This is a genomic window from Candidatus Flexifilum breve (genome assembly GCF_016713355.1).
Genome location: NZ_JADJPI010000035.1, coordinates 1648194 through 1672715 on the forward strand (window position 1 = coordinate 1648194; position 24522 = coordinate 1672715).

Consider the following 24522-nt stretch of genomic DNA (forward strand, 5'->3'; position numbering starts at 1 on the left):
CGCGCGCCTAAAACGACTCGTCGACGATCTGCATGCGGCGCGCCTGTTGTTCCAGTTCGGTGGCGAAGCCCTCCAGAATGGTCACCCATTCTTCCATCTCGGTGACAGTTTCGCCCCAGACCGAAAAGAAGCGTTCGGCGCGGCGGCCAATCCAGTGGATGCTGTCCACTGTCCCGCGCAGACGTTGGATTTCCGCGCGAATCGTTTCGGTTTCCTGCCGGATGCGGGCGGCGCGCTGCAGCAGTTCGGTATAGGGGACGCGAATGAGAGCGCTCATGGTCTAACCTTTGGACTGCGTGCGCGGCGACCTCAATGTCGTCGGCGGAGGCGTTCAATTTATCGTGAAACGCGCCCAACAGCGCGAAAGTCTCTTGCAGGCGCGGGGTGAGGCGCGCGTATTCCGCGCGAAAGACTTCCGCGCCGACGCTCATGAAGCGATCCGAACTCAGGGCGCGCACTTCCGCGTCAATCGCCTCAATCGAGCGGTTGATTTGCTCGGTGCTCTGGCGCAAACCGCTGGCGGCTTCGCGCAGTTGATGCAGTTTGGCGTAAATTTCTCCCGACGACATCGGCGGTTCCCTCCGCGGCTAAAAGGCATTCTGTAGGGCGATGAACAATACGATCGCCGTGACCACGCCGATCACCGACGTGAGCAGCATGGTCGGCCACTCCCAGCGGGCGGCGGCTTCCGGGTGCAGCGTGCTCGTGCCGGGGAGGTCGGCGCTGTGATCTACGGTCGGCGCAAGCATCTGCGGCATCGCCTCCCGGTAGGGCTGATTGTCCGGCGTGAGAACCAGCGTCCGCAGCGCCGCGACCAACTCGCTCGGCATGAGCGGGGCGGCCGCTTGCCAGTCGAAGGCCGTCGCAAACAGGGCATCGAGCTGCGGCAGATCGACACCACGCAGGTCATACGGCACTTCGTGCGCCGCGATCCGTGAAGGCACGCGCCACTGCTGATCAACCAACCGCTGCCGTGCCAGAGCGCACACTTCATCCCGCGCTAAGCCGCCATCCTGCGCGGTGAACAGCGGATGCACGCCGAACAGCAGTTCGTAGGCGGTCAGCGCGAAGCCAAACGCATCATGGCTGCTCGATCCCGATGATGTTGGCGGGCTTGATATCGCGATGAATCAAGCCGCGCGCATGGCTGTACGTGACCGCACCGGCGATCTGGTCAAGGATAGTGAGGCGCCGATCCAGAGGAATGTGCCAGATGCCACCCTCGGCGATCAGTCGGTGAAAGGGTTCGCCCGCGATATATTCCATGATGATATACGCGCGTTCGCCCTCCAGATCAAACCCGTAGAGCGCCGGAATCGCCGGATGTTCGAGACAGTTGAGCGCTTGGAGTTCGGTTTCGAGGCTGTGCCGCTGACGCGCATTCGCCGGGTCGTTGATCAGCTTGACGGCGACCATCCGCCCGTCCACTTGCGCGCGCCACACTTCCCCAACCGAGCCACAGCCGAGTTTGGTTTCGAGTTCAAACGAGCGTGGTCCAGCATCGGCGGTGGTCATCACAATTGGGTGGCATCGGCGCGCGTATCGCCGGGCAGGCTAAAGCGGACAGTGACATTGGTGCCAAACTGCACGATATCTTCGTTGTAGATGCGCACCTGCTGCCCCGGTTGCAGCGGCTCAAATTTACCGTCGCGCCGGAGCGCCGTACCATACGTGCTGTTGAGATCGGTGAGCGAGTAGGTCTTGAGCACATCGTCACCAGAAAACTGCGCATGGCGGCGGGAGATGCTCTTTTCATCCAACGCGAGCATCACATTACTTTCGGGGTGATAGAAGCGTCCGATCACAAAGGTGCTGCCCGGCAGCGTGATGTCGCTTGTGCCGGACAAACCGCTCACGACGCTGAGTTTGCCAGCGAGGATGACCGGGCGTTGGGGCGCGCTTTTGGGATACAATCCGCCTTGGGGCATGGTCGGCATTTGCGGGGCGGTCGGCCGTCGCGACGCGGGCTGACGATCGGCGGTCGCGCGCAGCCACAGCAAATAGACCACCTGAAGCACCGCGACGACGGCTAGAGCGAGGGGAACGAGTCGAAGCAGATGCTGCACGTCAAACATGTCTTGGCACTTTTGCTAAGGATAATCTAGAGCGATTATACTGTAGGTTAAACGGCACACGCAAACGAAGAAACATATATGCACCCTTTTCGCTTTCCCTTCATTTCACCCCTCAATTGGGTTATGCGGCTTTTTTCGACTGTGCTCATGCCGTTCCGAGCGCTCAGCAGTCGGCTGCGCATGTTCACCAACCTGCCCCGCACCCTGCTGCGCCCATTTGGGCTGTTGCGGCAGCTCATGCCGAAAGCGCAGGGGGCAGCTATCAGCCAGTGGCTGGACAGCCTGCGGCCGCAGCGGGCTGCGCGCCGACGGCAGCGCGTCAGCTCCCGCGCGCAGTTCTCGCAGATTCATCTGGTGCAGTTGAGCAACAGCAAACGAACCGTGCTGCATATCGGCACGAACATTGGTCGCAAAACGGCGGACTTCCCGCTTCAACTGCCCAATCGTGAGCCGATCACACTCCAGTTCACGCTGGTGGATCCCGCCGAAAGCCTGATCCCGATGCGGCTGACCTGCCTGCCCCCGAAAACTCCGCTGCACATCAACGAGGTCGAAGCTGCGAGCCCGGCCTATTTGAGCAACCGCGACACGATCACCGTGGCGGGGCAAAGCTTCCTCTACGAACTGTATGCGATGGATTCCGCGCCCATCGTCACCCGGGTAGACGCGAGTTGGGCGACGATTACCGGCCCGGTGCGTGACCGGAACGAAGATGCTCTCGGCCTGTTTCAACACCCCAAAGGCTATCTCTTCGCCATCGCCGATGGCGTGGGGAGGGGGCAGGATGGCGACCGGATCAGCGCCTTTAGCGTGCAGTACTTGCTGGCGGTCTTCCACAAGAATGTCGAGCTGGGCCTTGCGTGGCGGGAGATCTTCGCGACAGCGTATCAGTACATCAATTCCGAAGTGCGTCATTTCGCGCAGACCGCGCTCGGGCCAACTGGCTCCACGCTGACCGCGGTCGTCATCCAGGATTGGGAAGCGCAGATTGCGCACGCTGGCGATTCGCGCGTGTACCGTTGGCGCAACGGGAGTTTCGAACAGTGCACGGTCGATCATGTCAAACGGCTGCCAGCCGAACTGCCCACCCGCTTCGCCTACGAAGCGACCACCCCACCGCCGCTCCATGATGTCCTGACCCGTGCCATCGGCAAAGAGGACAGCATTCAGCCCGATTTCGTGACGCTGCCGCTGCGACCGGGGGATCGCCTGCTGCTCGTGACTGATGGCCTTGCCAAACATGTATCCTCCGGTGAAATGTCAACTATGCTCGCCCAACTGTCTATCTCTCAGGTTGCCCATAAACTCGTGGATTTAGCCGCGGAACGCGGCACGGACGACAACGCCAGTGCCATCGCCATTGATGTCTTGAACGAAGCCTACCTTGAAGATAGCTGGCAGGCGGTGGATAGTGAGCGCGTTTACGCAGGTCACCGTCCGCGCAGCCTGCGCCTCAAAAAACGAGAGGAAACACAGACGTCAGCGCCTCTCATCAGCGATGGGTGTCTGTTCGCTGCGGTGATCGTCTTTGTCATCCTCGGGCTGATTCTGCTGCTCGGGCTGACTGTGACCGCGGTCAGCGCGCAGGCCGATGAGCCCACCGATCAGGCGGTGTTGTTCGCGTACCAGTGCGCTTTTGACGCCGAGCAGCAGACGCTGAACCTCAACGTCGCGTTCCACGACACCACCGGACTGCCGTTTCCGGCCAATACGTATCAACTGGCCGCCAGCGTGAACGGGGCGACAGAACCCTTCAGCGCAGAGGCCGTGTCTGTCGCGGACAATGCCGTGCGCCCGCCGCTGCGCATGGTGCTCGTGCTTGACCTGACGGATACCGTGCCCATCGATAACGTGCTGAACGCCATTAACCGCGATCTCCTGCCGGAACTGCTGCCTCAGGATGAAGTCGCGCTGATCACGTTTGGGGATGAGGTCTCGCCACCGACGCGCTTTTACACTGATAAGGCGCAGTTATTCGCCGATTATCTGGTCGGTCTGACCACAGTGGAGGGTGACAACCGCTTATACGAAGCGATCAGCGATGCGGTCGATCTCATGCCGTTTGACAGCGATCGGCGGCAGGCGATCCTCGTCTTGACCGACTCGGGTCGCCGTGACAGCGCGCAAACGGCGATTGATCAGATCATCACCCGCGCCACCGCTAACGGCACACAGCTCTATACCATCGGGTTTACGTCCGAAGATCGCCCCGACTTCCCCGATTTGACCTCGCTGGCGGTCGGCACGCAGGGCTTCGCATGGAGCTACGACGAAACACCGAACACGCCCGCCTCGATTGAATCGGCGTTGAGCGCGCATCTGCGCAATTACCTGCGCCTCATCGACAGCGAAATCAACGTCACACTGGATGCTTCGAGCCTCACCAGCGCGCCACCAAATGGACTGCCGATCACCCTGACGGCGGATGTTCTGGGCGTTGGTGCGCTCACGACGGCCATCACCTGTCCGTTTGAGGTGATTGAGTACGAAGTCACCTTTACCGGCACACCAATCGGAGCACCCATTCGCGGGACGGCTGACATTGGTGTCGTCGTGACGCCGCCGACTGATGATGTGCGCATCGTCTTCCGCGTGGATGGGGAAGTCGTCCAGAATTCGACAGCGACGCTCTACACGCTGGCGGCCGCGCAGCTGGCGCCGGGTGAGCATCAGGTCGCAGTCGAATTGTGGAATCGGCGCAACGAGACGCTGGCGACCACCGCCGCGCCGCTGCGCCTCTTCACTCAACTGCCGCTCGACCTCACGGTGGCGGGCGACACCGCAGAACGCCTCAGCGGAGCGGTCACCCTGACGGTCGCGGCCAACCCGGACTTTGCCCCGGATGAAGTTGAAGTGGCCGTCGCCCGCCGCGACCAACCGGATGAGCAGGTGGTACTCGGGACCATCGAACTCGGGAGCGACGGTCGCGGCACGCTGGAGATCGCCGATATCAGCGCGGCGGTGCAGGCGCTGTTCCCACAGCTCGCGGCGACTGATCGCCTGCAGGCAGTCGCGCGCGTCCCGAATACGACACCAAATCAACCCGCGCTGGCGCTCAGCGATCCGCTGACGTTCTCGGTGGCCGCGCCGGTGCTAGCGGTCACAAGCGCCGCAGCGTCCGCGCCAGTGAATGCGGGGCTGGTCACACTGGTGGAAAACTGGCCGCTGCTGGGTACGTTGTTCTTCGGCGCGATCAACCTTCTGCTGTTTCGGGCTGTTCGCGGCAGTCGGATTCGCCGCCTCATCAACCATGCGGACGATCATGACCTCAGCCCCCAGTTGATGTCGCTCACGGTCTACCGCGGCGGCGTGCCCCAGCACTATACGCTCACCAAGAAGACCGTCACCATCGGGCGCAGTTCCAGCAATGACATCAATCTCGGGGAAGACCCAAATATCTCGCGCAAGCACGGGGTCGTCATGTGGCGGCGGCGCAACTGGTATTACAGCAACCGGAAAAATGGCTTGAGCACGCGCATCAACGGACGGCGGCGCATCGGGTTCATCTTCGAGCGCTTGGAACCGATGACCGAACTTCAGATCGGTGGCGCAACTCTCGTTTTCCACCCAGATTCACAGCAGAACATTTCTGATTTCATCAAGACTGATCTATGAGTGTATTGAAATTTACCGCGGCGGTGGTCTCGACGAGTTCCAGTTATACCGTCACCACCGCCAGTGCGGCGGGAGTCGAGCACATCGCGGCGGCGCTGGCACAGCGCGAAACCCGGCTCGTCACCGGGATGCTGGAATTGGCGCGCCCGGTGGCAGCTCAGCAGTGTCTGCAAGATGTGGATTTCAAGGCGGGGGATCGGCTCGTCGTGCTCACGCAAACCACACGCGCGGCGACGTTCACGCCGCTGCGACCGGGCGACAAGCGCGTCCGTGTGCTGTTGGCGGGGACGGAATGGCACACCCATGGTCAACAACCTATGCTCATCGGCAAATCGGATAACGAGCGGCAGAATCTGCCCGACATCGACCTGCGCGCAGTGGTGTCGGAACGGACGCTCGACTACATCTCGCGGCGCTGTGTTCAGATCCAGTTTGACGAACGCGCTCAGGTCTGGACCGCGGCCAAAATTGGTCAAACACGTGTACTGCTGGACGATCTCGAAGTGGGGATGCAGCCTGTCGCCCTCAGCGCCCGGCATCGACTGCGATTGTACCGTACGCAGGATAACCCAGCCCTGAGCCTGCCCCTCATCGAACTTCAACTCATCGCGGAAACGGTCGAGGCGGCGGGGCGGGTGCTGCCGGATGGGACGTTTCCCGTCCGCGTGCTCCTCGGAACCGAACAGGAACAGCGGACGCTGCGCGCCTCCAGCACCCTGCCACTCGGGCAAATCGGCCTGAGTCTCATTCAGTATTTCCAGCCAACACCGATAACGGATATGCAGTTGTACATCGCGCATATCATCCCGCCGCAAACAGCCGTCGCCAGCATGAAGCCGAACGAAACGCTGTATGCGGCGCTCCGCCCTAGCCCCCAATCATGACTTTGCAGGGACCAGAGAGCACGACTTGACCCACCGGCAGATCGACCGGGTCGTTGCACGTCATGGCGGTATCGCCCATGCGCGCCGCGGGCTTGCCGTTGATCATGACTGTGGTGCTGCCAATAATGATTTTGCCCTGATTAGATGGCGGCTTCTGAAACGGCCCACCCTGGGGCAAATGGGGCGGCGTGTTCACGGCGATGCTGTTGACCGTGGCGGCGGGCTTACCTTCAATATTGACGTTGGTGCTCACGCTCTGCACAATCGTCCCGTTGAAGGGTGACGGCAGTGGTGTCGGCACTGGCGGGCCGGGCGGAGCCGGGATGAGATAAATATGCGTGTCCGTAGCAACAATTTTGTCGCCGAGTTTTGCGGCCGGTTTGCCCATTCGTTAAGTCCTGTAAACCATGTTTCGCTTTTATAATCAAGTATATACGTTTTTAGGTATCCATGTAGCCCAACTCATGTTACACTGGAGTCAAGCTTTCACTGTAAATCCGCACCGGAAATAATGGCCAGTTTTCACGGCGCTGTTTGCGTTGGGGCGAATAGATTAGTACTACCCGAAAAAGGCCTACTTTGAGGACTTCGCTCCTATTGGATCAGCTTCAGACTGTTGTGTCCCCTATCCAGCAGTTGATTCAGGAAGCTGTGTACCGTGCGGATGCTGCCGGACACGATCCTACAGATGCGCTGCGCGGGCTCATTGTCACCCGTGACGAAGTCGAAGCCCACCTGCAGCAGCTCGCTGGCGATCCCTCCGACCTGCCGCCGCTCCAATCGCTGGATCTCCTCATTCTCCCTGACTCACGACTCGGACTGCTGGCCAGCGCGTTTGCGCTCACCACCCTTGATCTCGGCATTTTACTCATCGCTCTGCTCCCGGATCTGGATCGCAGCTACGAACGAATCTACGCTTACCTGCAAGATGATGTCTCGCTGCGTTATCCAACGGTCAATCTGATCGCGAATCTGCTGGGGCACGGCATCCCTACGCGGCTGGCCGTGTGGGAGCGATTGACCGCGACTGCGCCCCTGCTGCACCATCACCTCATCAGCCTGACGATTGATACCACGCGTCCCAACTCCACGCGCCTCGCCCAACCGCTCAAGGTCGATCACCGGATCGAGGACTATCTGCTCGGCAGTGAGGCGTTTGACGAGCGTCTGCGTGGACTCATCACCACGGTGCATGCTCAAGCCGAAGCGCCCATATCCCCGGCTCAATTTCAGCGCGTCGCTCAGGCCCTGCTCACCGTGCCCATCGTCTATTTGCCGGGAGCGCGCGATACAGGCCAGCTCGAAACCGCGGCTGCCCTGTGCGCCGTCCATCAACTGCCCTTGTTGAGTATCGATCTGGAGCGCGCGCAGCGGCATGAGTCGCCCGATGTGCTCCTGAGTCTCGCCGTGCGCGAAGGCTATCTGACCCGGTCGGCACTGCTGTTCCGGCACTGGGACAGTGTGCTGGATGACCAGCGTCAGCCCCCGCCCTGTTCTGGAAACAAATTCTGGAGTACCCGTATCCCGTGTTCCTGTGGGGGAGCGCTCACTGGGAACCGGGGGATGCCGAACGTGACCGCCGGATGCTGCGCTTGGAAATCGACACACCCGCCTATGGGTATCGCCGTGAGGTCTGGCAGCGCAAAGCGCACACTGTGAATGCGACGCTCACCGAGGACGAGCTGGCGACATTAGCCAATAAATTCCGGTTCACCTATATGCAGATCACGCGTGCCGTTCAAACCGCAGCCGATCTCGCCGCTTCGCGCGGAGAGTTCCCCACCCGGGCAGATGTCTACGCGGGCGCGCAAATTCATGCGAGTATTCAGCTCGGCCATCTCGCCACGCGCATCACCCCGCGCAAGGGCTGGAATGACCTCATTCTGCCGCCGGATCAATTATCACAGCTCCACGAGATCTGTGACCGCATGCTGTACGCCCAAATCGTCAACGAGGAATGGGGATTCGGCAGCCGCGCGAGCAAAGGCATCAGCGCCTTGTTTTCCGGCGACAGCGGCACCGGCAAAACACTGGCCGCCGAAGTGATCGCCCATGAGCTGGGCCTGCCGCTGTATAAGATCGATTTATCCGCCGTTGTCAGCAAGTACATCGGCGAGACCGAAAAAAACCTGAGCGCCATCTTCGGGGAGGCGCAGACGGGCAGCGCCATCCTCTTCTTTGACGAGGCGGACGCGCTGTTCGGCAAGCGCTCCGAGGTCAAAGACGCGCATGATCGCTACGCCAACATCGAAGTTGCGTATTTGCTGCAGCGCATCGAAAACTACGACGGCACGGTCATTCTGGCCTCGAATTTCCGGCATAATCTGGACGATGCGTTCACGCGCCGTCTGGACTTCATTCTGGAATTCCCCGTCCCCGACGCCGAATACCGCCGCCGCATCTTTGAAGTGCATTTCCCGCCGACCGCGCCCCTCTCCCCGGAAGTGGATCTGGCGCAGATCGCGGCGAAGTACCGGCTCTCCGGTGGCAACATCCGTAATGTCACGCTGACAGCCGCTTATCTCGCGGCGGCAGACGGGCGGGTGATCACACCATCGCATATTCGCAGCGCGGTGCGCCGCGAAAATCAGAAAATGGGGCGACTGCCCGAAGATTAGGAACCGACGATGCTGGACGACCTGGACGCTACGCTGCGCGCAATTCTGACGAAAAACGGAAATTTCGGTTCCGAAATCGAAGTTTCGTTTGATTTGCCCAGCCGCGAGTGGGCGGGACGCCTGAGCCGCCCGACGCTCAACTGCTGGTGCTTTGATCTCCGCGAAAACCTCAAGCTCCGCAGCGCCGAACGTCAGGTGCAGCGGAATGGGAACAGCAGCCAGATCACGCGTCCCCCCAAGCGCATGGACTTGAGTTATCTGGTGACAGCGTGGGCGCGCAAGATCGAAGACGAACACCGCCTGTTCTGGCGGGCGTTGAGCGTGCTAAAACCCATCACCCAGCTTACGCCTGCGCAATGCGAAGGCGCGCTGCGCTACCAAAACCTCGATATCCCCATCACCGTCGCCGACATGTCGGTCTGCCCTGTCAATCTGGTTGATTTATGGGGCGTGATGGATAACCAGATGCATTTGGGCTTTACGCTGCAAGCCACCGTGGAACTCGACACCCTATTGGTTCAGGAAGTTCCGTTGGTGCTGGAGGCGACCATCAAAACCGGTCAGGCCGAATCTCCATCCACGCATCAACTTACGACACCCAGCGGCGCTATTAAAATCAAACCAAAGAAGCAGGAGGGACAGGCCGACCAAGACGAGCAGGACTAAGCCATGATCGTTTATCGCAGAGCGTAGCAGTAGCTTCGAAGGAGTTGTACGAAAAATGCCTAATTACCTTTCTCCTGGCGTTTATATGGAAGAAGTCGACCGTGGGACAAAACCCATTGAGTCGGTCGGGACAGCCGTCGCCGCCTTCATTGGTTACACCGAACGAGCCACGGATACGAAGAACGGTGAGACGGTGTCGCTGCTCGGCAAGCCGACGCTCGTCACCAACTGGAGCCAATACACGCAAAAGTTTGGCGGCTTTGTCGCGGGCGCGTATACGCCGGACTCGGTCTACGGGTATTTCGCCAACGGCGGCACGATCTGCTACGTCGTCAGCGTGCGGACGCTGGGCACCTCGGATGACCCGAGCCTGAGCGTTCCCGCCAAAGCGACCGTTCAGGCCGAGGGCGACAAAGCGGCTAAATTGCTCGAATTCACGGCCAAACAAGGCGGCCCGGTCGGCAATGGCATCGAAGTCGAAGTCAAGCCGTCAGCCGCGGCCCCGTCAGGCGCGGGCGACAGCGAAACCGAAGGCGGCAAGAAGGCCGCACCGTCGGCTCCCGAATTCACCATCAACGTGAAAGTGGGCGGGCAGGTTCGCGAATCGTTCCCCGGTTTGACGACCGCCAAGGGCGACAAGAATGTCGTGACTGTCCTGCAAACCCAGTCCAGCCTGATCAATGCGGTGATGGTCGGCAAGGCCGAACTCGCGCCGGTCGGCGGCAGCTACCCGCTGGCGGGCGGCGAGGTCAAGACCAAGGCCATCTCGCTGGTCGACTACAAGGGCAGCGTGTCCGAACGCAAGGGCTTGGGCGGTCGGGAAGCGCTCGACGATGTGACGATGATTTGCGCGCCGGACTTGATGGCGAGCTATCAGGCGGGCGAAATCGACATGAAGGGCGTGCAGGCCGTGCAGCAGGCGTTGATCGACTACTGCGAACTGGTGCGCTACTGCTTCGCCATCCTCGACGCGCCTCCGGCCCTGATGCCGCAGGAAGTCAAAGAATGGCGCATGCAGGTCAACTACGACACCACCCGCGCCGCGCTGTATTATCCGTGGGTTGAAGTGGCGGATATGACGGGCGGCAAGGGCCGCACGCGCATGGTGCCGCCGTCCGGGCACATGGCGGGCATTTACGCGCGCGTCGATAACTCGCGCGGCGTGCACAAGGCCCCCGGCAACGAAATCGTGCGCACGGCGCTCGGTCTCGAAGTGCAGGTGACGAAAGGTGAACACGATCTGCTCAACCCCATCGGCGTGAACGTCATCCGCTCGTTCCCCGGGCGCGGCATCCGCGTGTGGGGCGCGCGCACCCTCAGCAGCGATCCGGCGTGGCGCTATATCAACGTGCGCCGCCTGTTCAACATGATCGAAGAGAGCATCGAACGCGGCACGCAGTGGGTCGTGTTTGAGCCGAACGATACGTTCCTGTGGGGTCGTGTCCGCCGTGACGTGCGCGCCTTCCTGACGACCGTCTGGCGCACGGGCGCACTCTTTGGCACCTCGCCGGAAGACGCCTTCTACGTCAAATGCGACGCGGAAACCAACCCGCCGGAACTGCGCGATCTCGGTCAATTAGTCGTGGAAATCGGTATTGCGCCGGTCAAGCCCGCCGAATTCGTGATCTTCCGCATCAGCCAATGGTCGCCCGAGAGTTAACCCGATTCTAGCCTTAAAGGAGTAAGCACATGCCTCTCATTACACAAGACGTCATCACCGGTGATCCCTTTGTATCGTTTAATTGGGAAATTGATTTTGGCGGCAAGATCAAAGGCTATTTCACCGAATGCAGCGGTCTGGGATCGGAAACCGAAGTCACCGAGCACAAAATCACGTCTAGGGGCGATAAGGAAGCCATCCGCAAAGTACCGGGTCGCTTGAAGTGGGGAGATATCACCCTCAAGCGCGGGCTCACAAGCAATATGGATATTTGGGATTGGCGCTATCTGGTGGAGCAGGGCAAAGTCGATCAAGCGCGTACCAACGGGTCAATCATGATGTATGACCAGGCCGGCGTACTTGTGGCGCAGTGGGATGTGGTCGCGGCTTGGCCGTCTAAGCTCAGCGGCCCGTCGCTCAACACCGAGTCCAGCTCGGTCGGCGTCGAAGAAGTCACGATCGTGCATGAGGGCATCAAGCGCGCCCTGTAAGTGAACTGACGGAGAACCAGCATGCTACAAACGGAGTTCAGCTTCGTCCTGCCGAAAGGCTATATCGACGACAACGGCGTCCTACAAACCGATGGAACGATGCGCCTTGCGACGGCGATGGACGAAATTGCCCCGCTGCGTGATCCGCGTGTTCGCAACAACGAAGCCTATCTGGTGGTGATCCTGCTGTCGCAGGTCATCACCAGACTTGGGACGCTGCCCCGCGTGACGCCCGCGATGGTTGAACGTTTTTTCGCGGGGGATATCGCCTACTTGCAGGATTTTTATCGCCAGATCAACGATGCGGACGCGCGCGTTGAACAGGCCGTGTGCCCGAACTGCGGGCATGAGTTTGACGTGGAGTTCCCCTTATTGGGGGAATTGTGAGCTACCCCGTCGCTCGCTTGCGCGAGGAGGTAGCCTATCTTTCGATGGGGCTGGGCTGGAAACACGATGAGATTTTGGCGTTAACCCACCGCGAACGGCAGGCGTGGGTGCGCACCGTAAACCAGATCCGCTCCGGGCAAGCACAGACGAGAAAGTGATGGCGATGCCGGAACAGCAGGCCAAGAAATCCAAGCGCGGCTCGATGAGCGATGAAGCCTACGAGAAGCTCGTGCAGCAGGTGAGCGAGCGCATCTGGCAGATCTGGATGCTCGAACTGCGGCGGGATCGGGAACGGCGCGGAGGACGGCGCGGCTAAACCATGCTCAATTTCAATGACATTTCTTTTAACGGCTATCGCTTTTTGGTGACGATTGAAGGCATTTATAACCTGCTGTTCACCGAATTTCGCCTGCCCAGCCTGCAAGTGGATGTCGAACGCATTCAAGAAGGTGGCCAGAATGCCTACATCCATCAACTACCCGTGCGCGTAAATACCGGGACAGTGTCGCTCCGTCATGGGCTGACCCGCGACATGAGCCTGCTCAACTGGTATTTGGACGTGATGAAGGGTGATCTCGACAAAGCCTATCGTCAGGTGACGGTGGCGCTGGTCGATTCGATGAGTGTTCCCGTAGTCGTTTGGAGTTTTCGCAATGCCTATCCGGTCAAATGGAGCGGTCCGAGTTTGAAAACGGACAGCAGCGAAATCGCCATCGAAGAACTTGAATTGGTCTATCACGGGTTTGAGATCGAACTCAACCCGAGACAATCCAGCTCGTAGCGCTGGAATTTGGATGTGATGAAAAAACGCGAGCGGCAGTTTCAGACCATTGGGGTGCGGATGCGCGATTTTGGCCGCGGCATCATGCGCCACTACGTCCCGCAGCAGCAGTTCCCGGCGCAGCGTGAAGCACCGCCGCCGAACTGGCAGGCGGAGATCGAAACACCCCTGCTCTGGGAAGAATCGGTGCTGCCCGCGCCCGAAGCTGCGCCGCCCGTTGATAACATCACCCCTCCACTTCCAGCATCCGAGCCAACCCCACCAGCTGCACCCAAGCCCGTGCCAGCCGCGCCCGAAAAACCGATTCAGCGCCAAAGCGCGCCACCGCAACCACCAGCCAATGCGCCTAAGCTTCCCGCCTCGCTCCTGAAACTCGCGGAAGAAGGCCGCAAACGCGATGTCCAACGGGAAGAAATCCGCCAGGACAAATTGGCGAAGTTTAGCGAACAACTTTCGAACGCTGATCCCGAAGCGGCTGCCCAGATCCGCCGCCGCCGTGGGAAAATGTCGGTCAACTACGTCGATACCAAGCCGCTCAGTCAGGGTGAAGAGCCACCGCTTCAGCGCCAAAGCGAACCCGTTCAACCAGTCCCTGAACGAGACGAAGCGGAACCCGTCGAAGACGTCAACGCGACCAACGCTGAGACCGCAATTGAGACTGGCGACGCTTTATTACCCGCAGACGCTTCCAGTCAAGCGTCTGATACGCCGGTCGTGGACAGTCTGCAGCGGTCAGCGAGTGCGGCAGATAGCCCTCTACTCCCGACCGACGACATCACAGCGCTAAACGAAGAGCTGCAAGTCGACTCTAGTTCAAGTCAAGCCCAGGATACGCCCATCGTGGACAGCGTGGAACGCGCGCCCAATGAGGCACTGCCGCCGCGGCCTGCGTTCCTGCCCCCCGCCGAAACCGCGACGACCGACGTGAGCTATGTCTCTCCAGTCGAAGTGCCGCCCGCGCGTGACCTGAGCGTTCAGCGGGACGCTGCACCCTTATCGATGCCAACACCCGCACCGGTTCAGCCGATTCCCGGTGAGCGCCCCACCGTTCCGGCGATCACGGTTCCACCGCCGCCAGCGCCAACCGCCGCGCCAAGCGAGCCGACGGTCGAAGCGCGCGCTGCTCAGCCACCGGTTGAGCATCAAGCTTCTGAGCTCGCCCCATCATCACCGCATTTGGTGCCACCGAGCGATCCGCGCTCCACGGAAACGCCGCCATTTCCCAGTCTGCCCACTGTGCCGCCCGTCTCAATTCCGGGTGCGGTTCAGCGCGCTGTGCCTGTTGAAGTAGAGCCGCCGACACAGTCTGATATCGTGCTGCCCACCGACCCGGAACCCGTCCAAGACGATCCAGCCTACCCCTTGGGGAGCAATGCACCGACCGTTCCACTTGCCCCACACTCGCCAACCGTCAGCGAACGATCCGCACCGAGCACAGGCGCGGTAAGCAGCACGCAGCCGCCCCTGCCGATAGACACAGCAGCACCCGCAACCGCGCCGCTGTCGCTGCAGCGCGGCCTGCCACCAGAGGCGGCGATTTCCAACAAACCTGCTCAAATCCCCGCTGCGCCTCTGTCCGCCGCCAGTTCACGGGTTTCGGAAGTGGGTCCGACGGACGCGCCCACCTCCCCCGTGAGTGAAGAACTTGTCCAAAGGGAGACGCTGAACCAGACAGATGTATCAGCCGCGCTCCGTCCTGAAGCCAACCCCGCGCCACAAACCAGCGCATCGACGAGCGCACTCGCTGAATTGTCGGAACCGACAGCAATCAGCGTGCAGCATACCCTTCTGCCCAACCGCGAAGTTTCCGTTCCGATCACGGAACCAGAGGCGCAGCCGCCTGCAGTGAGCAGCACGCCGACCGAAACACCCCTCCAACGGGAAACATCCGGTGAACCAAGTGCCGCGCAAGTGGCCAGCACCGATAAGCCCGCTACGACGCCTATGGTCAGCGCCATCGAAACGCCGCAGTCGTCGCCAGCATCCAGTGCGGCGCCGCTCGCGCAGCGCGAGTACGCAGAGATGGCCAATCGGCTTGAGAGCGCACCGTCTGAGCCAGCATCCAGCGCACCCCCTGTGCCTGAGGCGCTGCCTTCGAATGAGCCGACGGAATTGCCCGCTTTTGGCGCAGCAACTAGCACCCCGAGCCCGGTTCAGCGTGAGTTGCACGCTTCTCCACCACAGACTATCCCGGTGGAGACAAATCTCGAAGCTGTGATCCCGGCGCAGCCACCTGTTGATCAGCCCGCCGGGTTACCCGCTGTCAGCCCGACCACCAGCACCCCGAACCCGGTGCAGCGTGTGTTGGACACTGCTCCATTCCAGACTATCCCTGTGGAAACGAATCTCGAAGCTGTGATCCCGGTGCAGCCCCCCATTGATCAGCCCAGTGGGACACCGGCTGTCAACGCAGCAACCAGCACCCCGAGCCCGGTGCAGCGTATGTTGGATGCCGCTCCACCACAGACTAGCCCGGTGGAAACGAATCTCGAAGCTGGGCCTCCAGCCCAGTCACCTGTTGATCAGCCCCGCCTGCACGCACTCGGCAGTGAAGTCAGCGTGCAGCCTGAGCCGGAACGTTTTGAATCACCTTTTGAGACGAATAGTGGTCTCCCACTGTCGGACATATCTCCCGTGGCGCAACCTGCTCGAGCCGAAAGCAGCTTAGGGTCAGGCGCGTCGATTGCTCAGCGCGAGCTGTCAGCGCCGCTGCCCACTGCGCTTGAGACACCAGCCCTATCACCTGAAAAGTCAGCCAGCCCGGATGTTCCCAATCCGCCCATTCAGCGCGCTAGCGCCGCGACTGAGGCGCAGCCCACGGTCGCATACAATGAATTTGTGAACGAAGCGCCGACGGCGAATTTCCCGGCGCAGCAAGCCAGCGAGAGCACGACGCTGCCCATTGGCCGTTCGCCAGAAACATCGCCTGTCCAGCGCGACTTGGGCGCGACCGAGGCGCAACCAACCGTCGAACTTAACGGAACTCTGAGCGAATCATCCGCGGTGAATCTCCCGGCGCAGCAAGCCAGCGAGAGCGCGACGCTGCCCATCAGCCATTCGCCAGAAGCATCGCCTGTCCAGCGCGAAGTGTTCACTGCACCAGACACATCTACGGCCGTGACCCCGCCGCAAATCAGCCCACCGAGCGCGGCACCTGCGCTTGAGCCACCGCTCGAAACGGTGACCACGACGCCGCTTGAAGCTGTTGCCCAGCGCAGCGTCCAAGTAGAATCGGAAGATCAATCAGACGTCGATCCTGCGCCCCCGACGGCAGCAACCGCCGCGCCGCTTCAGCGTGCAGTCGGGCAACCGCCGATAGTCCCAGCGCCGATTAAGGAACCAACAATCAGCGCGCCGACTGCCGTTCAGCCGCCTCAACCTACGGTGAACGCGTTGAACAGCCAGAGCGCAGCGCAGCGTGAAGCAGCGCCGACCGACAACAGCGCGCTGCCGGAACTAACGCCCCTCCCCGCACCGACGCCATCATGGACAGCCGCGACGCCAGAAGTCAGCGCAGCCGCGCCGGAGCTCGAACGGAACACTTCGGCGGCGAGCACTCCACCGAACGAGCTGACAGTACAGCGCACTCCGCTGACGCCGACCGAAGCACCAACCGAGTCTGTTATAGAAGCCAACAGCAGCGAGAGCGTGGGCAGCACCGCGCCGATCCCGAATGTAATTGAAAGCCCACAGCCTGCAATCGGCTCACCTGCATCTATCCGTACGCCGATTAACGCGGTTGAACCGATCACCACAGCTGGCCCCACGCCGGACATTTCACCTACTGAAACCAATATTCAGCGGGAAGCACAGTCGGCAGCTAACGCCTCTGCCCCATCAGTCAATCCGACCGTTGTAGGCACGCCGCCGCTGTCGATTACTGAGTATGAGGTCGCGGCGCTGCCAACCGGACTCGAGCAACCGGTTGTGAGCTTGTCCTCAAGTGATGTGCCTGAACCGCGTGCGCCACAGTCTGCCACACCGTCAATTGATCCGCTCGTCACTGCCTCACTGCCTGCAACCGCTGAATCTGTGCTGCCCACACTAAGTGAGCGACAACCGGACGCCACGGTGCAGCGTGATCCCGGGTCGCCGACCGCGAATCAAACACCAATTCCGGTAACTACGTCAGTCGCGCCACACGATAGTGCTGAACCAAGCGTGAGCACGGGGCAGCCCCAACCGATCTCTGTGCCTGAAGTGAGCACCACGCTCATCCCGGAATCCCTTGACCGGGCTCAGGCTGCCGAGGCAGCGGTTGGTGAGAATTCCAGCAGCCCGGAGGAGCCTGTCGATGTGTTCGCGGCGCTGCAGGCCGCGGGGATGGTGTCGCGCTCCGTCGCCAATGCGACCACCGATAGCCCACCATCGGCAGACGTGTCGATGCCAGCCTGGAGCGGAGAGGAAGGCGAGCCCGAGGGTGACACGGGGATCACCAACGCGCCGCCATCAGTGCCGCCGGTTGACGTGTTGACGGCGCTGCAGGCAATGGGTTTGATTCCGTCAGCGCCACCCCGCGCCGACACACGAGCGCCCGCTGCGATCCAGCGGTCGCCCCAGCCCGATAGTCCAACCAGCGCACCGGTGATCCAGTCGGAGCCACTTACGCCTGTGCTGGAACGGGTGATCACCGCCGGAGACGACACCGACTCAGATGACTCCGAGACCGAATTCGAACTCGACGATCTGGAAATCGACCAGTTGGCCCGCGACGTATACCGCATTCTGAAAGATCGCCTGCGCATTGAATCTGAACGCGCGCGGCACAGGTAAGCGAAGGTGACACCATGACAACCCGCGGCGAACTCAAACCAGCGAAAATCACCAACCTCGTGAAACCGAGCGAGGTGGTGCAGTTCATGTTCAATCCCTACGAATACACCATCAGCAAGTCCAACAACTGGCTGGATAAGCAGCCGTCGGGGCGCAATGTGCCGTTGGTCTCGTTCGGTCAAGGTGGGGCGCAAACGCTCACGCTGACCCTCTACTTCGACACGCAGATGGCCAAAACGGATGTGCGTACGTATACCAAGCCGCTGTGGTCGATGATGATGATCGACCAGACGAAGAAAAATCAGGTCTCGAACAAAGGCGAACCGCCGACCGTCGCGTTCGAATGGGGCAGTCTGTACTTCAAGTCGGTCATCACGTCGATGTCGGAGAAGTTCACGCTGTTCACCGACGAAGGCATCCCGCTGCGCTGCAGCATTCAGATCACGCTGCGGCAGTATGAAGATGCCGAAGAAGTTGCGCCGCAGACCAGTTCGCAGACCAGTTCGACGCCTCCGGTCTCCAACACGCAGGTGCGCGAAGGGGATCGCATGGATCATATCGCGGCGAACAACAATGGTGACCCGGCCAATTACCGCCAAATCGCCGAGAACAACAACATCGATAACCCGATGCGCATTCCGCCGGGCACGGTCTTGAGAACCTAGGGATAAACGAGCGCCCATGACCAACAATCCCCAACCGGACGTCAGCCAGGTCACTATCAAAGTGGCTGGAGCCGATTTATCGGCGACCGAAATGAATCTGCTCTACCTCGCCGACGTGGAAAACACGCTGGATCTGCCGAGCATGTTCACGCTGCGTTTCTACGATGACGATTTCGTCCTCATGGACAGCGCAAAATTTAAGCTAGGGGCGGAAATCCAGATCTCCATGGGCGTCACCAACCCGCTCAGTGTGGTTTTCACGGGTGAAGTGACCGCTCTTGAGCCGGATTTTGGCGCGGATTCGGTCGCCCAGTTCGTCGTGCGCGGGTATGATAAACGTCATCGGTTGCTGAAAGCGCACACGCAGACTTTCCTGAACATGACGGACAGCGATATCGTCTCCAAACTGGCGAAAGCCGCCGGGCTCACGACGCAAACTGTCACCAGTACCTCGGTGGTTCGGGAGCATGTGTTTCAAGACAACCAGACCGATCTGGCATTCATGCAGATACTGGCTGAGCGCAATGGCTTCGAACTGGTGATGAGCACAGATGGTAAATTGAGCTTTCGCAAACCGCTGACGGCCGATCCGATTGAGCTAAAGTGGCGCGAAAATCTGCGCAGCTTTCGCCCACGGGTGTCGCTGGTCGACCAAGTGGGGTCGGTTGAAGTGCGGAGTTGGGATCGCATGCAAAAAAAGGCGATTGTCGCGACCGGTTCCCCCACCTCATCAGTCCCCGCCATTGGCGGTAGTTCCATGGCTTCGGAAAAGAACAGCCTCTATCCGAACAGTAAGTATGTTGAAACCCGCGTTCCGGTGGAGACGCAAATGGACGGCGACAATCTAGCCAAGGCGTTGGCGGCTCACATTGGCGTGAGCTTTGCCGAAGCGGAAGGCGTCGCGTATGGAAATCCCGCGCTGCTGCCCGGCGTGCGCGTTAAAATCAGCAATATTGGCACCCGGTTTGGCGGCACTTACAGCTTGTCATCCACCCGCCATCTCTTCACGTCCGCGGAAGGGTACGACACGCACTTCACGATTGAAGGCACGCAGCCGCAGCAAGTTACCGATCTCGTCGCCGGAAATACAACGCGGACGTCGACGTGGTTCGGCGTGGTTCCGGCCATCGTGACTGATACGGTTGATCCCAAGAAAATCAATCGCGTCAAAGTCAAATTCCCCACGTTGACTGAGGAACACACGAGCACATGGGCACCGGTCATTGCGCCCGGGGCTGGTCAAAACCGGGGCATTGAGTGGCTTCCCGAAGTCAACGATGAAGTATTGGTCGCGTTTGAGTCCGGTGACATCAATCACCCCTACGTGCTCGGTGGGATCTGGAATGGCAAGGATGCGCCACCCGATCCTGCTCCGGTCGAAGCGTCGAAAACCCGGGTTCGCATCTTCAAAACGAGGGTTGGTCATGTGTTTAAGCTGGTCGATGAAGACAAAGGCGGCGAAAAGAAGGGCATCTACATCATCGATTCCAGTACGAGCAACAAGATTACCATCGACACGACCACGCAGAAGATCACGATTGAAAGCGCGGGCGATATTGAGATCAAAGCGACGAAAAATATGACGCTCACCGCGACCGGGAATGTCGACATCAAAGGGAGAGCCGTCAATGTGGAAGCGCAATCGACGCTCGACCTGAAAGCGACCGGTCCCGCCAATCTCAAGGGCGCAGTCGTTAACATTAACTAGAAATGGTGCGGCATGGATGATTTTATTGGTAGTCGGCTCGCGTTTCCGTTCCAATTGGGTGATCGCAACCAGATCGCGCTGGTCTCCGGCGATCTGGCGATTCGACAATCCATCTACATTATCGTGTACACCGTGCCGGGTGAACGCGTCATGCATCCGGACTTTGGGTGCGAGATTCACTCCCTCATCTTCGACCCGGTGAATGAGGAAACGGCCGTGGTGGCGGAACGTTACGTTCGTGAAGCGCTGCTGCGCTGGGAACCGCGGATCACCGTGCAAGGGGTCAAAATAACACCCGGTGATACCGAACTGGGCGAAATGTCGATTCACGTGACGTATCAGATTAAAGGACAATATGAACCGCGCAGCCTCGTTTTTCCTTATTATCTTGTACCCCGGTGATAGATCATTATGGGCTTAAAAACACCCCGGTTGGATGATCGGTCGTTCAACGATTTGGTCGAAGAAGCACGGGCGCGGATTCCACTCTACGCACCGGAATGGACTGATCATAACCTGAGCGATCCCGGCATCACGCTGATCGAACTGTTCGCGTGGATGACCGATATTGTGCTGTACCGGCTCAACCGCGTGCCCGACAAGCACTTCGTCAAATTCATGGAGCTGATCGGCCTGCGGCTGCAAGAAGCCGAACCGGCCCGCACGAGCGTCACCTTCTGGCTGAGCGTGCCGCAAGCTGCCCAAATCGCTATTCCGAATGGGACGCAGGTGGCGACCGCCCGCACCGAGAACGACGCCGCTATCGTCTTCACCACGGATGGCGAGCTCGCGATTCGCGTACCGGAACTGAGCGCCGTGCTCACCTCAGTGGGTGATGACGACAAGCGCTCCTTCAACGTGTATGACGCGGAGAGCGTGCGGGAAGGCTATGAAACGTTCGCCGCGTTCACGTCAACCCCGCCCGCGAACGACGATGCGTTCTACCTCGGCTTCGACAATGACTTGAGCGATCACCTGATCGGCCTCGAATTAGAAGTCGATACGGCGGAAGGCGCGGGCATTGACCCGAAGCGCCCGCCGTATGTGTGGGAAGTCCTCAGCACCGACCTCACCCAAAATTGGACGCGTGTGGTGGTCGAAGAAGACACGACTCTCGGCTTGAACATCAGCGGCCTCATCAAGATGCATCTGCCGCAGTTACGCCGCGCGGTCCGCAACGACCGCAACGTCTTCTGGCTGCGCTGCCGCCTCGACTCGATGACGGTGGAAAGCCGCTACAACGTCAGCCCGCGCCTTCGCCGGGTCACCGTCGCCAGTTGGGGTGGCACGGTCGGCGCGACGAACATCGACGTGGTGACGAACGAAGTGATCGGTCGCTCCGATGGTTCGCCCGGTCAAATCTTCTATCTGGCGCACAGCCCCTTGATCGCCCGGTCGGTCAACGAATATCTGATCGTGCGCCGCGACGATGGCCGCGAGGAACGCTGGCAGGAAGTCACCGATTTCTCCAGCTCCATGCCCAACGACCGCCATTACACGCTGGACAGCGACACGGGTGAGCTGCGGCTCGGCCCCGCCCTGCCCATGCGCGACGGTCAGGTGCGTCGCTACGGCGCGCTGCCGCCCAAAAACGCCATGCTGATCATGTCACGCTACCGCTACGGCGGCGGGCTGGCGGGCAACGTGGCCGTGAACACCATCAACGAACTGAAGACCTCCCTGCCCTACGTCAGCCGTGTGACCAATCGCTTTCCGGCGCGCGGCGGCATGGACACCGAATCGCTCGAAAGCGCGAAGCTGCGCGTTCCGCACTTCATGCGCTCACTGGGCCGCGCCGTCACCGCCGCCGATTTCGAATACCTGGCGCTCGAAGCCGCGCCGGGGCGCATCGGACGCGCGTACTGCCTGCAGCCCCCGCTCACTAACCGCGGGGAAATCAAAGTACTGCTGATTCCGCAGGTGCCGCGCCTGACCGGGTTCATCGCGCCGGAAAGTCTGGAAGTCGCCGCCGATTTGCGCGAAGCCGTGCAAACCTACCTCGATGATCGGCGCTTACTGTCGACTCAACTGGAAATCACGCAGCCGACCTATCAGTGGGTGGAGAGCGAAACACGCATCAGCATCAGTGATCTGTACGACACCGAGCAGGTGCGCGCCGCCGTCGAAAAGCGACTGTTCGAATTCGTCAATCCGCTGACCGGCGGGACGGATGGCACGGGCTGGAAGTTCGGGCGCGATCTGTTCGTGTCCGATTTGACCGCCGTGCTGCTCTCCGTGCCGGGGGTGAATTTCGTGCGTTCAGTCAAGTTGTTCCCGGTGAACTACGATAAGCGGCAGTTCACCCGCGGCACCGAAACGCAGGAAGTCCGCCTGCCGCCGCAGGGGATTGTCGTCTCGTTCCAGCATACGATCATTACGGACTAGGCCGCGATGGAAGAGATCAAAGCGGTATTCCGGGTGAGCGGCCCCGACATGGACGAACAGGAAATGGTCGTCGGTCGGCAGGGGCTGCGCGTGGGGCGCGGATCCGATAACAATCTCGTGCTCAATAACCGGGAGATCAGCCGCCAGCACCTGCGTATTCTGTGGCGCGACGACGACACCTATCTCGTCGAAGACCTGAACAGCAGCAACGGCGTGTGGTTCAATGAGGCGCGGATCCCTCCGCGCGTGCCGCAGGAACTGCATGAGGGCGATGTGCTGCGCGCCGGGCCGTACATCTTCACGTTTGTGCGCCTGCTCTACGCGACGCCGATTGTCGTCGCGCCGCCCGCGTCTGCTCCCCTGGAACGACTTGCGCCGACAGAGACGCGTCCCGGCTTTGTGCCCGGTTTGCCCTACGATCAAAGCAGTTGGCTGCAGTACCTCCCAGCGATCTACTCGGATGATGAGTTTATGGGACGCTTCCTGCTCATCTTCGAGTCGATCATGAACCCGATCATCTGGATGATCGACAACTTCGACTTTTACCTCTCGCCGGAAACCGCGCCGCAGGAATGGCTGGCGTGGATGGCGAGCTGGTTTGATCTGCTGCTGCTGCCCGAACTACCGGTCGCCCGCCAGCGCGAGATCGTGCGGCAGTTGGGCTGGCTGTTCTTGCGCCGCGGGACGCGCATGGGCTTGCAGCGTCTGCTGGAACTCTACTTTGATGTCACGCCGGAAATCATTGAGACGGTACCGTGCCATTTCGTCGTGCGGCTGCCGCTCAGCGAATCGAAATCGAAGTTGGGCGCGGAAGTCGCGGATCGGCTCATCAATTCGCAGCGCCCGGCATTTGCGTCCTACCTGCTCGAAGTGACCTAGACCACAAAGGGGATTTGAAAATGGCTGAACATCAACCAGATGTCCATCGTGCGCAGTCCAAGCCGCCCCGTAAGTCGGACGAAGCGGCGGCCGCACCCAGCACGCATCCGGCGCTCAAGCTTCAGAGTCTGATCGGGAATCAGGCGCTGCAGCGCCTCATGACGCAGGGCAGCACACACCTGCCCGGTGGCACGGTGCTGCAAGCCAAGCTGACGGTCACGTCTGCCGACAATGCGTCGGAACACGAGGCCGACAGCGTCGCCGAGCAGGTTTTGCAGCGCATGGACGGTATGCAGCGACAGGAAGATGAAGACGAAATCCAGACCATGCGCGACCCGCATGTCATGCGTGAAGCGGATGAAGACGAGCTGCAGACGAAGCGTGACCCGAATATAGTGCAGCGGGCGGAAGACGAAGATGAAATCCAGACCCAACGCGACCTGAATATCGTGCAGCGGGCGGAAGACGAAGATGAAATCCAGACCCAACGCGACCTAAATATCGTGCAGCGGGCGGAAGATGAAGACGAAATCCAAACCCAGCGTGACCCGCACATCATGCGGCAAGCCGATGAAGACGAAATCCAGACCAAACCGGCCCACTCGTTGGCCGAAAGCTTCGATGTCGACGCGGGGGTCGAACAGGCGATTGAGTCCCAGCGCGGCGGCGGTCAGACCATGAGCGCTGATGTGCAGCGCTCGTTTGGCGAGGCGTTCGGCGCAGACTTCAGCAATGTACGCATTCACACGGGAACCGAGTCGGATCAACTGAATGCTGCCGTCGGCGCGCGCGCCTTCACCACGGGCAGCGATGTCTTCTTCCGCGAGGGCGAATATCAACCGGATACCAGTGAGGGCAAGCGGTTACTCGCGCATGAACTGACCCACACGATTCAGCAGAACGCGGTCAGCCGCAAGCCAAAGGGCAAATAGCAG

General features: G+C 60.5%; 24 protein-coding genes. 19 read left to right on the plus strand and 5 right to left on the minus strand.

Going from position 1 to position 24522, the window contains the following annotated elements; all coding sequences use genetic code 11:
* Nucleotides 1-7: 7 nt before the first annotated feature.
* Nucleotides 8-277 (minus strand): WXG100 family type VII secretion target, encoded by a 270-nt coding sequence (locus tag IPK17_RS29955; RefSeq protein ID WP_343421367.1) that lies wholly within the window; start codon nucleotides 275-277, stop codon nucleotides 8-10.
* A 64-nt stretch (nucleotides 278-341) separates the two neighbouring features.
* Here IPK17_RS29955 and IPK17_RS29960 point away from each other — a divergent pair, with 64 nt between their 5' ends.
* The gene (locus IPK17_RS29960) at nucleotides 342-605 is read left to right on the plus strand and encodes a hypothetical protein (RefSeq protein ID WP_343421368.1); all 264 of its coding nucleotides are present in this window, start codon (nucleotides 342-344) and stop codon (nucleotides 603-605) included.
* On the opposite strand, the gene IPK17_RS29965 is transcribed toward IPK17_RS29960, so the two are convergent.
* Genes IPK17_RS29965 through IPK17_RS29975 form a run of 3 tightly spaced genes read right to left on the minus strand, consistent with a single transcriptional unit; the run spans nucleotide 588 to nucleotide 2075 of the window.
* The gene (locus IPK17_RS29965; protein ID WP_343421369.1) at nucleotides 588-1037 is read right to left on the minus strand and encodes a hypothetical protein; all 450 of its coding nucleotides are present in this window, start codon (nucleotides 1035-1037) and stop codon (nucleotides 588-590) included. The two genes, IPK17_RS29960 and IPK17_RS29965, sit on opposite strands and share 18 nt — an antisense overlap.
* Before the next feature lie 43 nt (nucleotides 1038-1080).
* Entirely contained in the window at nucleotides 1081-1515 is a 435-nt protein-coding gene (locus tag IPK17_RS29970; protein ID WP_343421370.1) for a serine/threonine protein kinase, read from the minus strand.
* A complete protein-coding gene (locus tag IPK17_RS29975) occupies nucleotides 1515-2075 on the minus strand; it encodes an FHA domain-containing protein (RefSeq protein ID WP_343421371.1) in 561 nt (186 codons plus the stop codon). Before IPK17_RS29975 ends, IPK17_RS29970 begins: the two co-directional genes overlap by 1 nt.
* A gap of 147 nt (nucleotides 2076-2222) precedes the next feature.
* Here IPK17_RS29975 and IPK17_RS29980 point away from each other — a divergent pair, with 147 nt between their 5' ends.
* Together IPK17_RS29980 and IPK17_RS29985 are read left to right on the plus strand one after the other, a co-directional pair.
* Nucleotides 2223-5690 carry a protein phosphatase 2C domain-containing protein gene (locus tag IPK17_RS29980; RefSeq protein WP_343421372.1) on the plus strand — a complete coding sequence of 1156 codons (3468 nt, stop codon included), beginning with the start codon at nucleotides 2223-2225 and terminating at the stop codon, nucleotides 5688-5690.
* Nucleotides 5687-6574, plus strand: a complete 888-nt coding sequence (locus IPK17_RS29985) for a hypothetical protein (RefSeq protein WP_343421373.1) — start codon at nucleotides 5687-5689, stop codon at nucleotides 6572-6574. Before IPK17_RS29980 ends, IPK17_RS29985 begins: the two co-directional genes overlap by 4 nt.
* Here the strand turns inward: IPK17_RS29985 and IPK17_RS29990 are convergent.
* Nucleotides 6558-6962: a PAAR domain-containing protein gene (locus tag IPK17_RS29990; RefSeq protein ID WP_343421374.1), complete on the minus strand. Its 405-nt coding sequence runs from the start codon at nucleotides 6960-6962 to the stop codon at nucleotides 6558-6560. The two genes, IPK17_RS29985 and IPK17_RS29990, sit on opposite strands and share 17 nt — an antisense overlap.
* Nucleotides 6963-7171: 209 nt before the next feature.
* Here IPK17_RS29990 and IPK17_RS29995 point away from each other — a divergent pair, with 209 nt between their 5' ends.
* Genes IPK17_RS29995 through IPK17_RS30070 form a run of 16 tightly spaced genes read left to right on the plus strand, consistent with a single transcriptional unit; the run spans nucleotide 7172 to nucleotide 24519 of the window.
* On the plus strand, nucleotides 7172-8233 hold the full coding sequence (locus IPK17_RS29995; protein WP_343421375.1) for a hypothetical protein: 1062 nt from the start codon (nucleotides 7172-7174) through the stop codon (nucleotides 8231-8233).
* A complete protein-coding gene (locus tag IPK17_RS30000; protein ID WP_343421376.1) occupies nucleotides 8158-9192 on the plus strand; it encodes an ATP-binding protein in 1035 nt (344 codons plus the stop codon). Before IPK17_RS29995 ends, IPK17_RS30000 begins: the two co-directional genes overlap by 76 nt.
* Nucleotides 9193-9201: 9 nt before the next feature.
* Nucleotides 9202-9858, plus strand: coding sequence for a Pvc16 family protein (locus IPK17_RS30005; RefSeq protein WP_343421377.1), 657 nt, complete (start codon nucleotides 9202-9204; stop codon nucleotides 9856-9858).
* 55 nt (nucleotides 9859-9913) lie between these two features.
* Nucleotides 9914-11518 carry a phage tail sheath family protein gene (locus IPK17_RS30010; protein WP_502749351.1) on the plus strand — a complete coding sequence of 535 codons (1605 nt, stop codon included), beginning with the start codon at nucleotides 9914-9916 and terminating at the stop codon, nucleotides 11516-11518.
* 29 nt (nucleotides 11519-11547) lie between these two features.
* On the plus strand, nucleotides 11548-12009 hold the full coding sequence (locus IPK17_RS30015) for a phage tail protein (protein WP_343421379.1): 462 nt from the start codon (nucleotides 11548-11550) through the stop codon (nucleotides 12007-12009).
* Nucleotides 12010-12030: 21 nt separating this feature from the next.
* Nucleotides 12031-12396, plus strand: coding sequence for a phage tail assembly protein (locus tag IPK17_RS30020; RefSeq protein ID WP_343421380.1), 366 nt, complete (start codon nucleotides 12031-12033; stop codon nucleotides 12394-12396).
* Nucleotides 12393-12554: a DUF6760 family protein gene (locus IPK17_RS30025; RefSeq protein ID WP_343421381.1), complete on the plus strand. Its 162-nt coding sequence runs from the start codon at nucleotides 12393-12395 to the stop codon at nucleotides 12552-12554. The genes IPK17_RS30020 and IPK17_RS30025 overlap by 4 nt, the downstream gene beginning before the upstream one ends.
* Nucleotides 12554-12712, plus strand: a complete 159-nt coding sequence (locus IPK17_RS30030) for a hypothetical protein (protein WP_343421382.1) — start codon at nucleotides 12554-12556, stop codon at nucleotides 12710-12712. Before IPK17_RS30025 ends, IPK17_RS30030 begins: the two co-directional genes overlap by 1 nt.
* A gap of 3 nt (nucleotides 12713-12715) precedes the next feature.
* On the plus strand, nucleotides 12716-13177 hold the full coding sequence (locus IPK17_RS30035) for a phage tail protein (protein ID WP_343421383.1): 462 nt from the start codon (nucleotides 12716-12718) through the stop codon (nucleotides 13175-13177).
* A gap of 15 nt (nucleotides 13178-13192) precedes the next feature.
* On the plus strand, nucleotides 13193-17950 hold the full coding sequence (locus IPK17_RS30040) for a hypothetical protein (RefSeq protein ID WP_343421384.1): 4758 nt from the start codon (nucleotides 13193-13195) through the stop codon (nucleotides 17948-17950).
* 14 nt (nucleotides 17951-17964) lie between these two features.
* Entirely contained in the window at nucleotides 17965-18615 is a 651-nt protein-coding gene (locus IPK17_RS30045; RefSeq protein WP_343421385.1) for a CIS tube protein, read from the plus strand.
* A gap of 16 nt (nucleotides 18616-18631) precedes the next feature.
* Nucleotides 18632-20323 (plus strand): VgrG-related protein, encoded by a 1692-nt coding sequence (locus IPK17_RS30050; protein WP_343421386.1) that lies wholly within the window; start codon nucleotides 18632-18634, stop codon nucleotides 20321-20323.
* A gap of 12 nt (nucleotides 20324-20335) precedes the next feature.
* Nucleotides 20336-20725 carry a GPW/gp25 family protein gene (locus IPK17_RS30055; RefSeq protein ID WP_343421387.1) on the plus strand — a complete coding sequence of 130 codons (390 nt, stop codon included), beginning with the start codon at nucleotides 20336-20338 and terminating at the stop codon, nucleotides 20723-20725.
* Nucleotides 20726-20734: 9 nt separating this feature from the next.
* Nucleotides 20735-22708: a putative baseplate assembly protein gene (locus IPK17_RS30060; protein WP_343421388.1), complete on the plus strand. Its 1974-nt coding sequence runs from the start codon at nucleotides 20735-20737 to the stop codon at nucleotides 22706-22708.
* Between the two features lie 6 nt (nucleotides 22709-22714).
* A complete protein-coding gene (locus tag IPK17_RS30065) occupies nucleotides 22715-23587 on the plus strand; it encodes an FHA domain-containing protein (RefSeq protein WP_343421389.1) in 873 nt (290 codons plus the stop codon).
* 20 nt (nucleotides 23588-23607) lie between these two features.
* A complete protein-coding gene (locus tag IPK17_RS30070) occupies nucleotides 23608-24519 on the plus strand; it encodes an eCIS core domain-containing protein (RefSeq protein ID WP_343421390.1) in 912 nt (303 codons plus the stop codon).
* Nucleotides 24520-24522: the final 3 nt, after the last annotated feature.

Excerpts from the sequence above, each read along its gene's own strand:
- IPK17_RS29990 (WP_343421374.1), bottom strand. The coding sequence starts at position 6,962 with ATGGGCAAACCGGCCGCAAAACTCGGCGACAAAATTGTTGCTACGGAC.
- IPK17_RS30000 (WP_343421376.1), top strand. The coding sequence starts at position 8,158 with ATGCTGCGCTTGGAAATCGACACACCCGCCTATGGGTATCGCCGTGAG.
- IPK17_RS29955 (WP_343421367.1), bottom strand. The coding sequence starts at position 277 with ATGAGCGCTCTCATTCGCGTCCCCTATACCGAACTGCTGCAGCGCGCC.
- IPK17_RS29975 (WP_343421371.1), bottom strand. The coding sequence starts at position 2,075 with ATGTTTGACGTGCAGCATCTGCTTCGACTCGTTCCCCTCGCTCTAGCC.
- IPK17_RS30005 (WP_343421377.1), top strand. The coding sequence starts at position 9,202 with ATGCTGGACGACCTGGACGCTACGCTGCGCGCAATTCTGACGAAAAAC.
- IPK17_RS29970 (WP_343421370.1), bottom strand. The coding sequence starts at position 1,515 with ATGACCACCGCCGATGCTGGACCACGCTCGTTTGAACTCGAAACCAAA.
- IPK17_RS30070 (WP_343421390.1), top strand. The coding sequence starts at position 23,608 with ATGGCTGAACATCAACCAGATGTCCATCGTGCGCAGTCCAAGCCGCCC.
- IPK17_RS30020 (WP_343421380.1), top strand. The coding sequence starts at position 12,031 with ATGCTACAAACGGAGTTCAGCTTCGTCCTGCCGAAAGGCTATATCGAC.
- IPK17_RS30045 (WP_343421385.1), top strand. The coding sequence starts at position 17,965 with ATGACAACCCGCGGCGAACTCAAACCAGCGAAAATCACCAACCTCGTG.
- IPK17_RS29980 (WP_343421372.1), top strand. The coding sequence starts at position 2,223 with ATGCCGTTCCGAGCGCTCAGCAGTCGGCTGCGCATGTTCACCAACCTG.
- IPK17_RS30065 (WP_343421389.1), top strand. The coding sequence starts at position 22,715 with ATGGAAGAGATCAAAGCGGTATTCCGGGTGAGCGGCCCCGACATGGAC.
- IPK17_RS29985 (WP_343421373.1), top strand. The coding sequence starts at position 5,687 with ATGAGTGTATTGAAATTTACCGCGGCGGTGGTCTCGACGAGTTCCAGT.
- IPK17_RS30015 (WP_343421379.1), top strand. The coding sequence starts at position 11,548 with ATGCCTCTCATTACACAAGACGTCATCACCGGTGATCCCTTTGTATCG.
- IPK17_RS30060 (WP_343421388.1), top strand. The coding sequence starts at position 20,735 with ATGGGCTTAAAAACACCCCGGTTGGATGATCGGTCGTTCAACGATTTG.
- IPK17_RS30030 (WP_343421382.1), top strand. The coding sequence starts at position 12,554 with ATGGCGATGCCGGAACAGCAGGCCAAGAAATCCAAGCGCGGCTCGATG.
- IPK17_RS30035 (WP_343421383.1), top strand. The coding sequence starts at position 12,716 with ATGCTCAATTTCAATGACATTTCTTTTAACGGCTATCGCTTTTTGGTG.
- IPK17_RS30010 (WP_502749351.1), top strand. The coding sequence starts at position 9,914 with ATGCCTAATTACCTTTCTCCTGGCGTTTATATGGAAGAAGTCGACCGT.
- IPK17_RS30055 (WP_343421387.1), top strand. The coding sequence starts at position 20,336 with ATGGATGATTTTATTGGTAGTCGGCTCGCGTTTCCGTTCCAATTGGGT.
- IPK17_RS30050 (WP_343421386.1), top strand. The coding sequence starts at position 18,632 with ATGACCAACAATCCCCAACCGGACGTCAGCCAGGTCACTATCAAAGTG.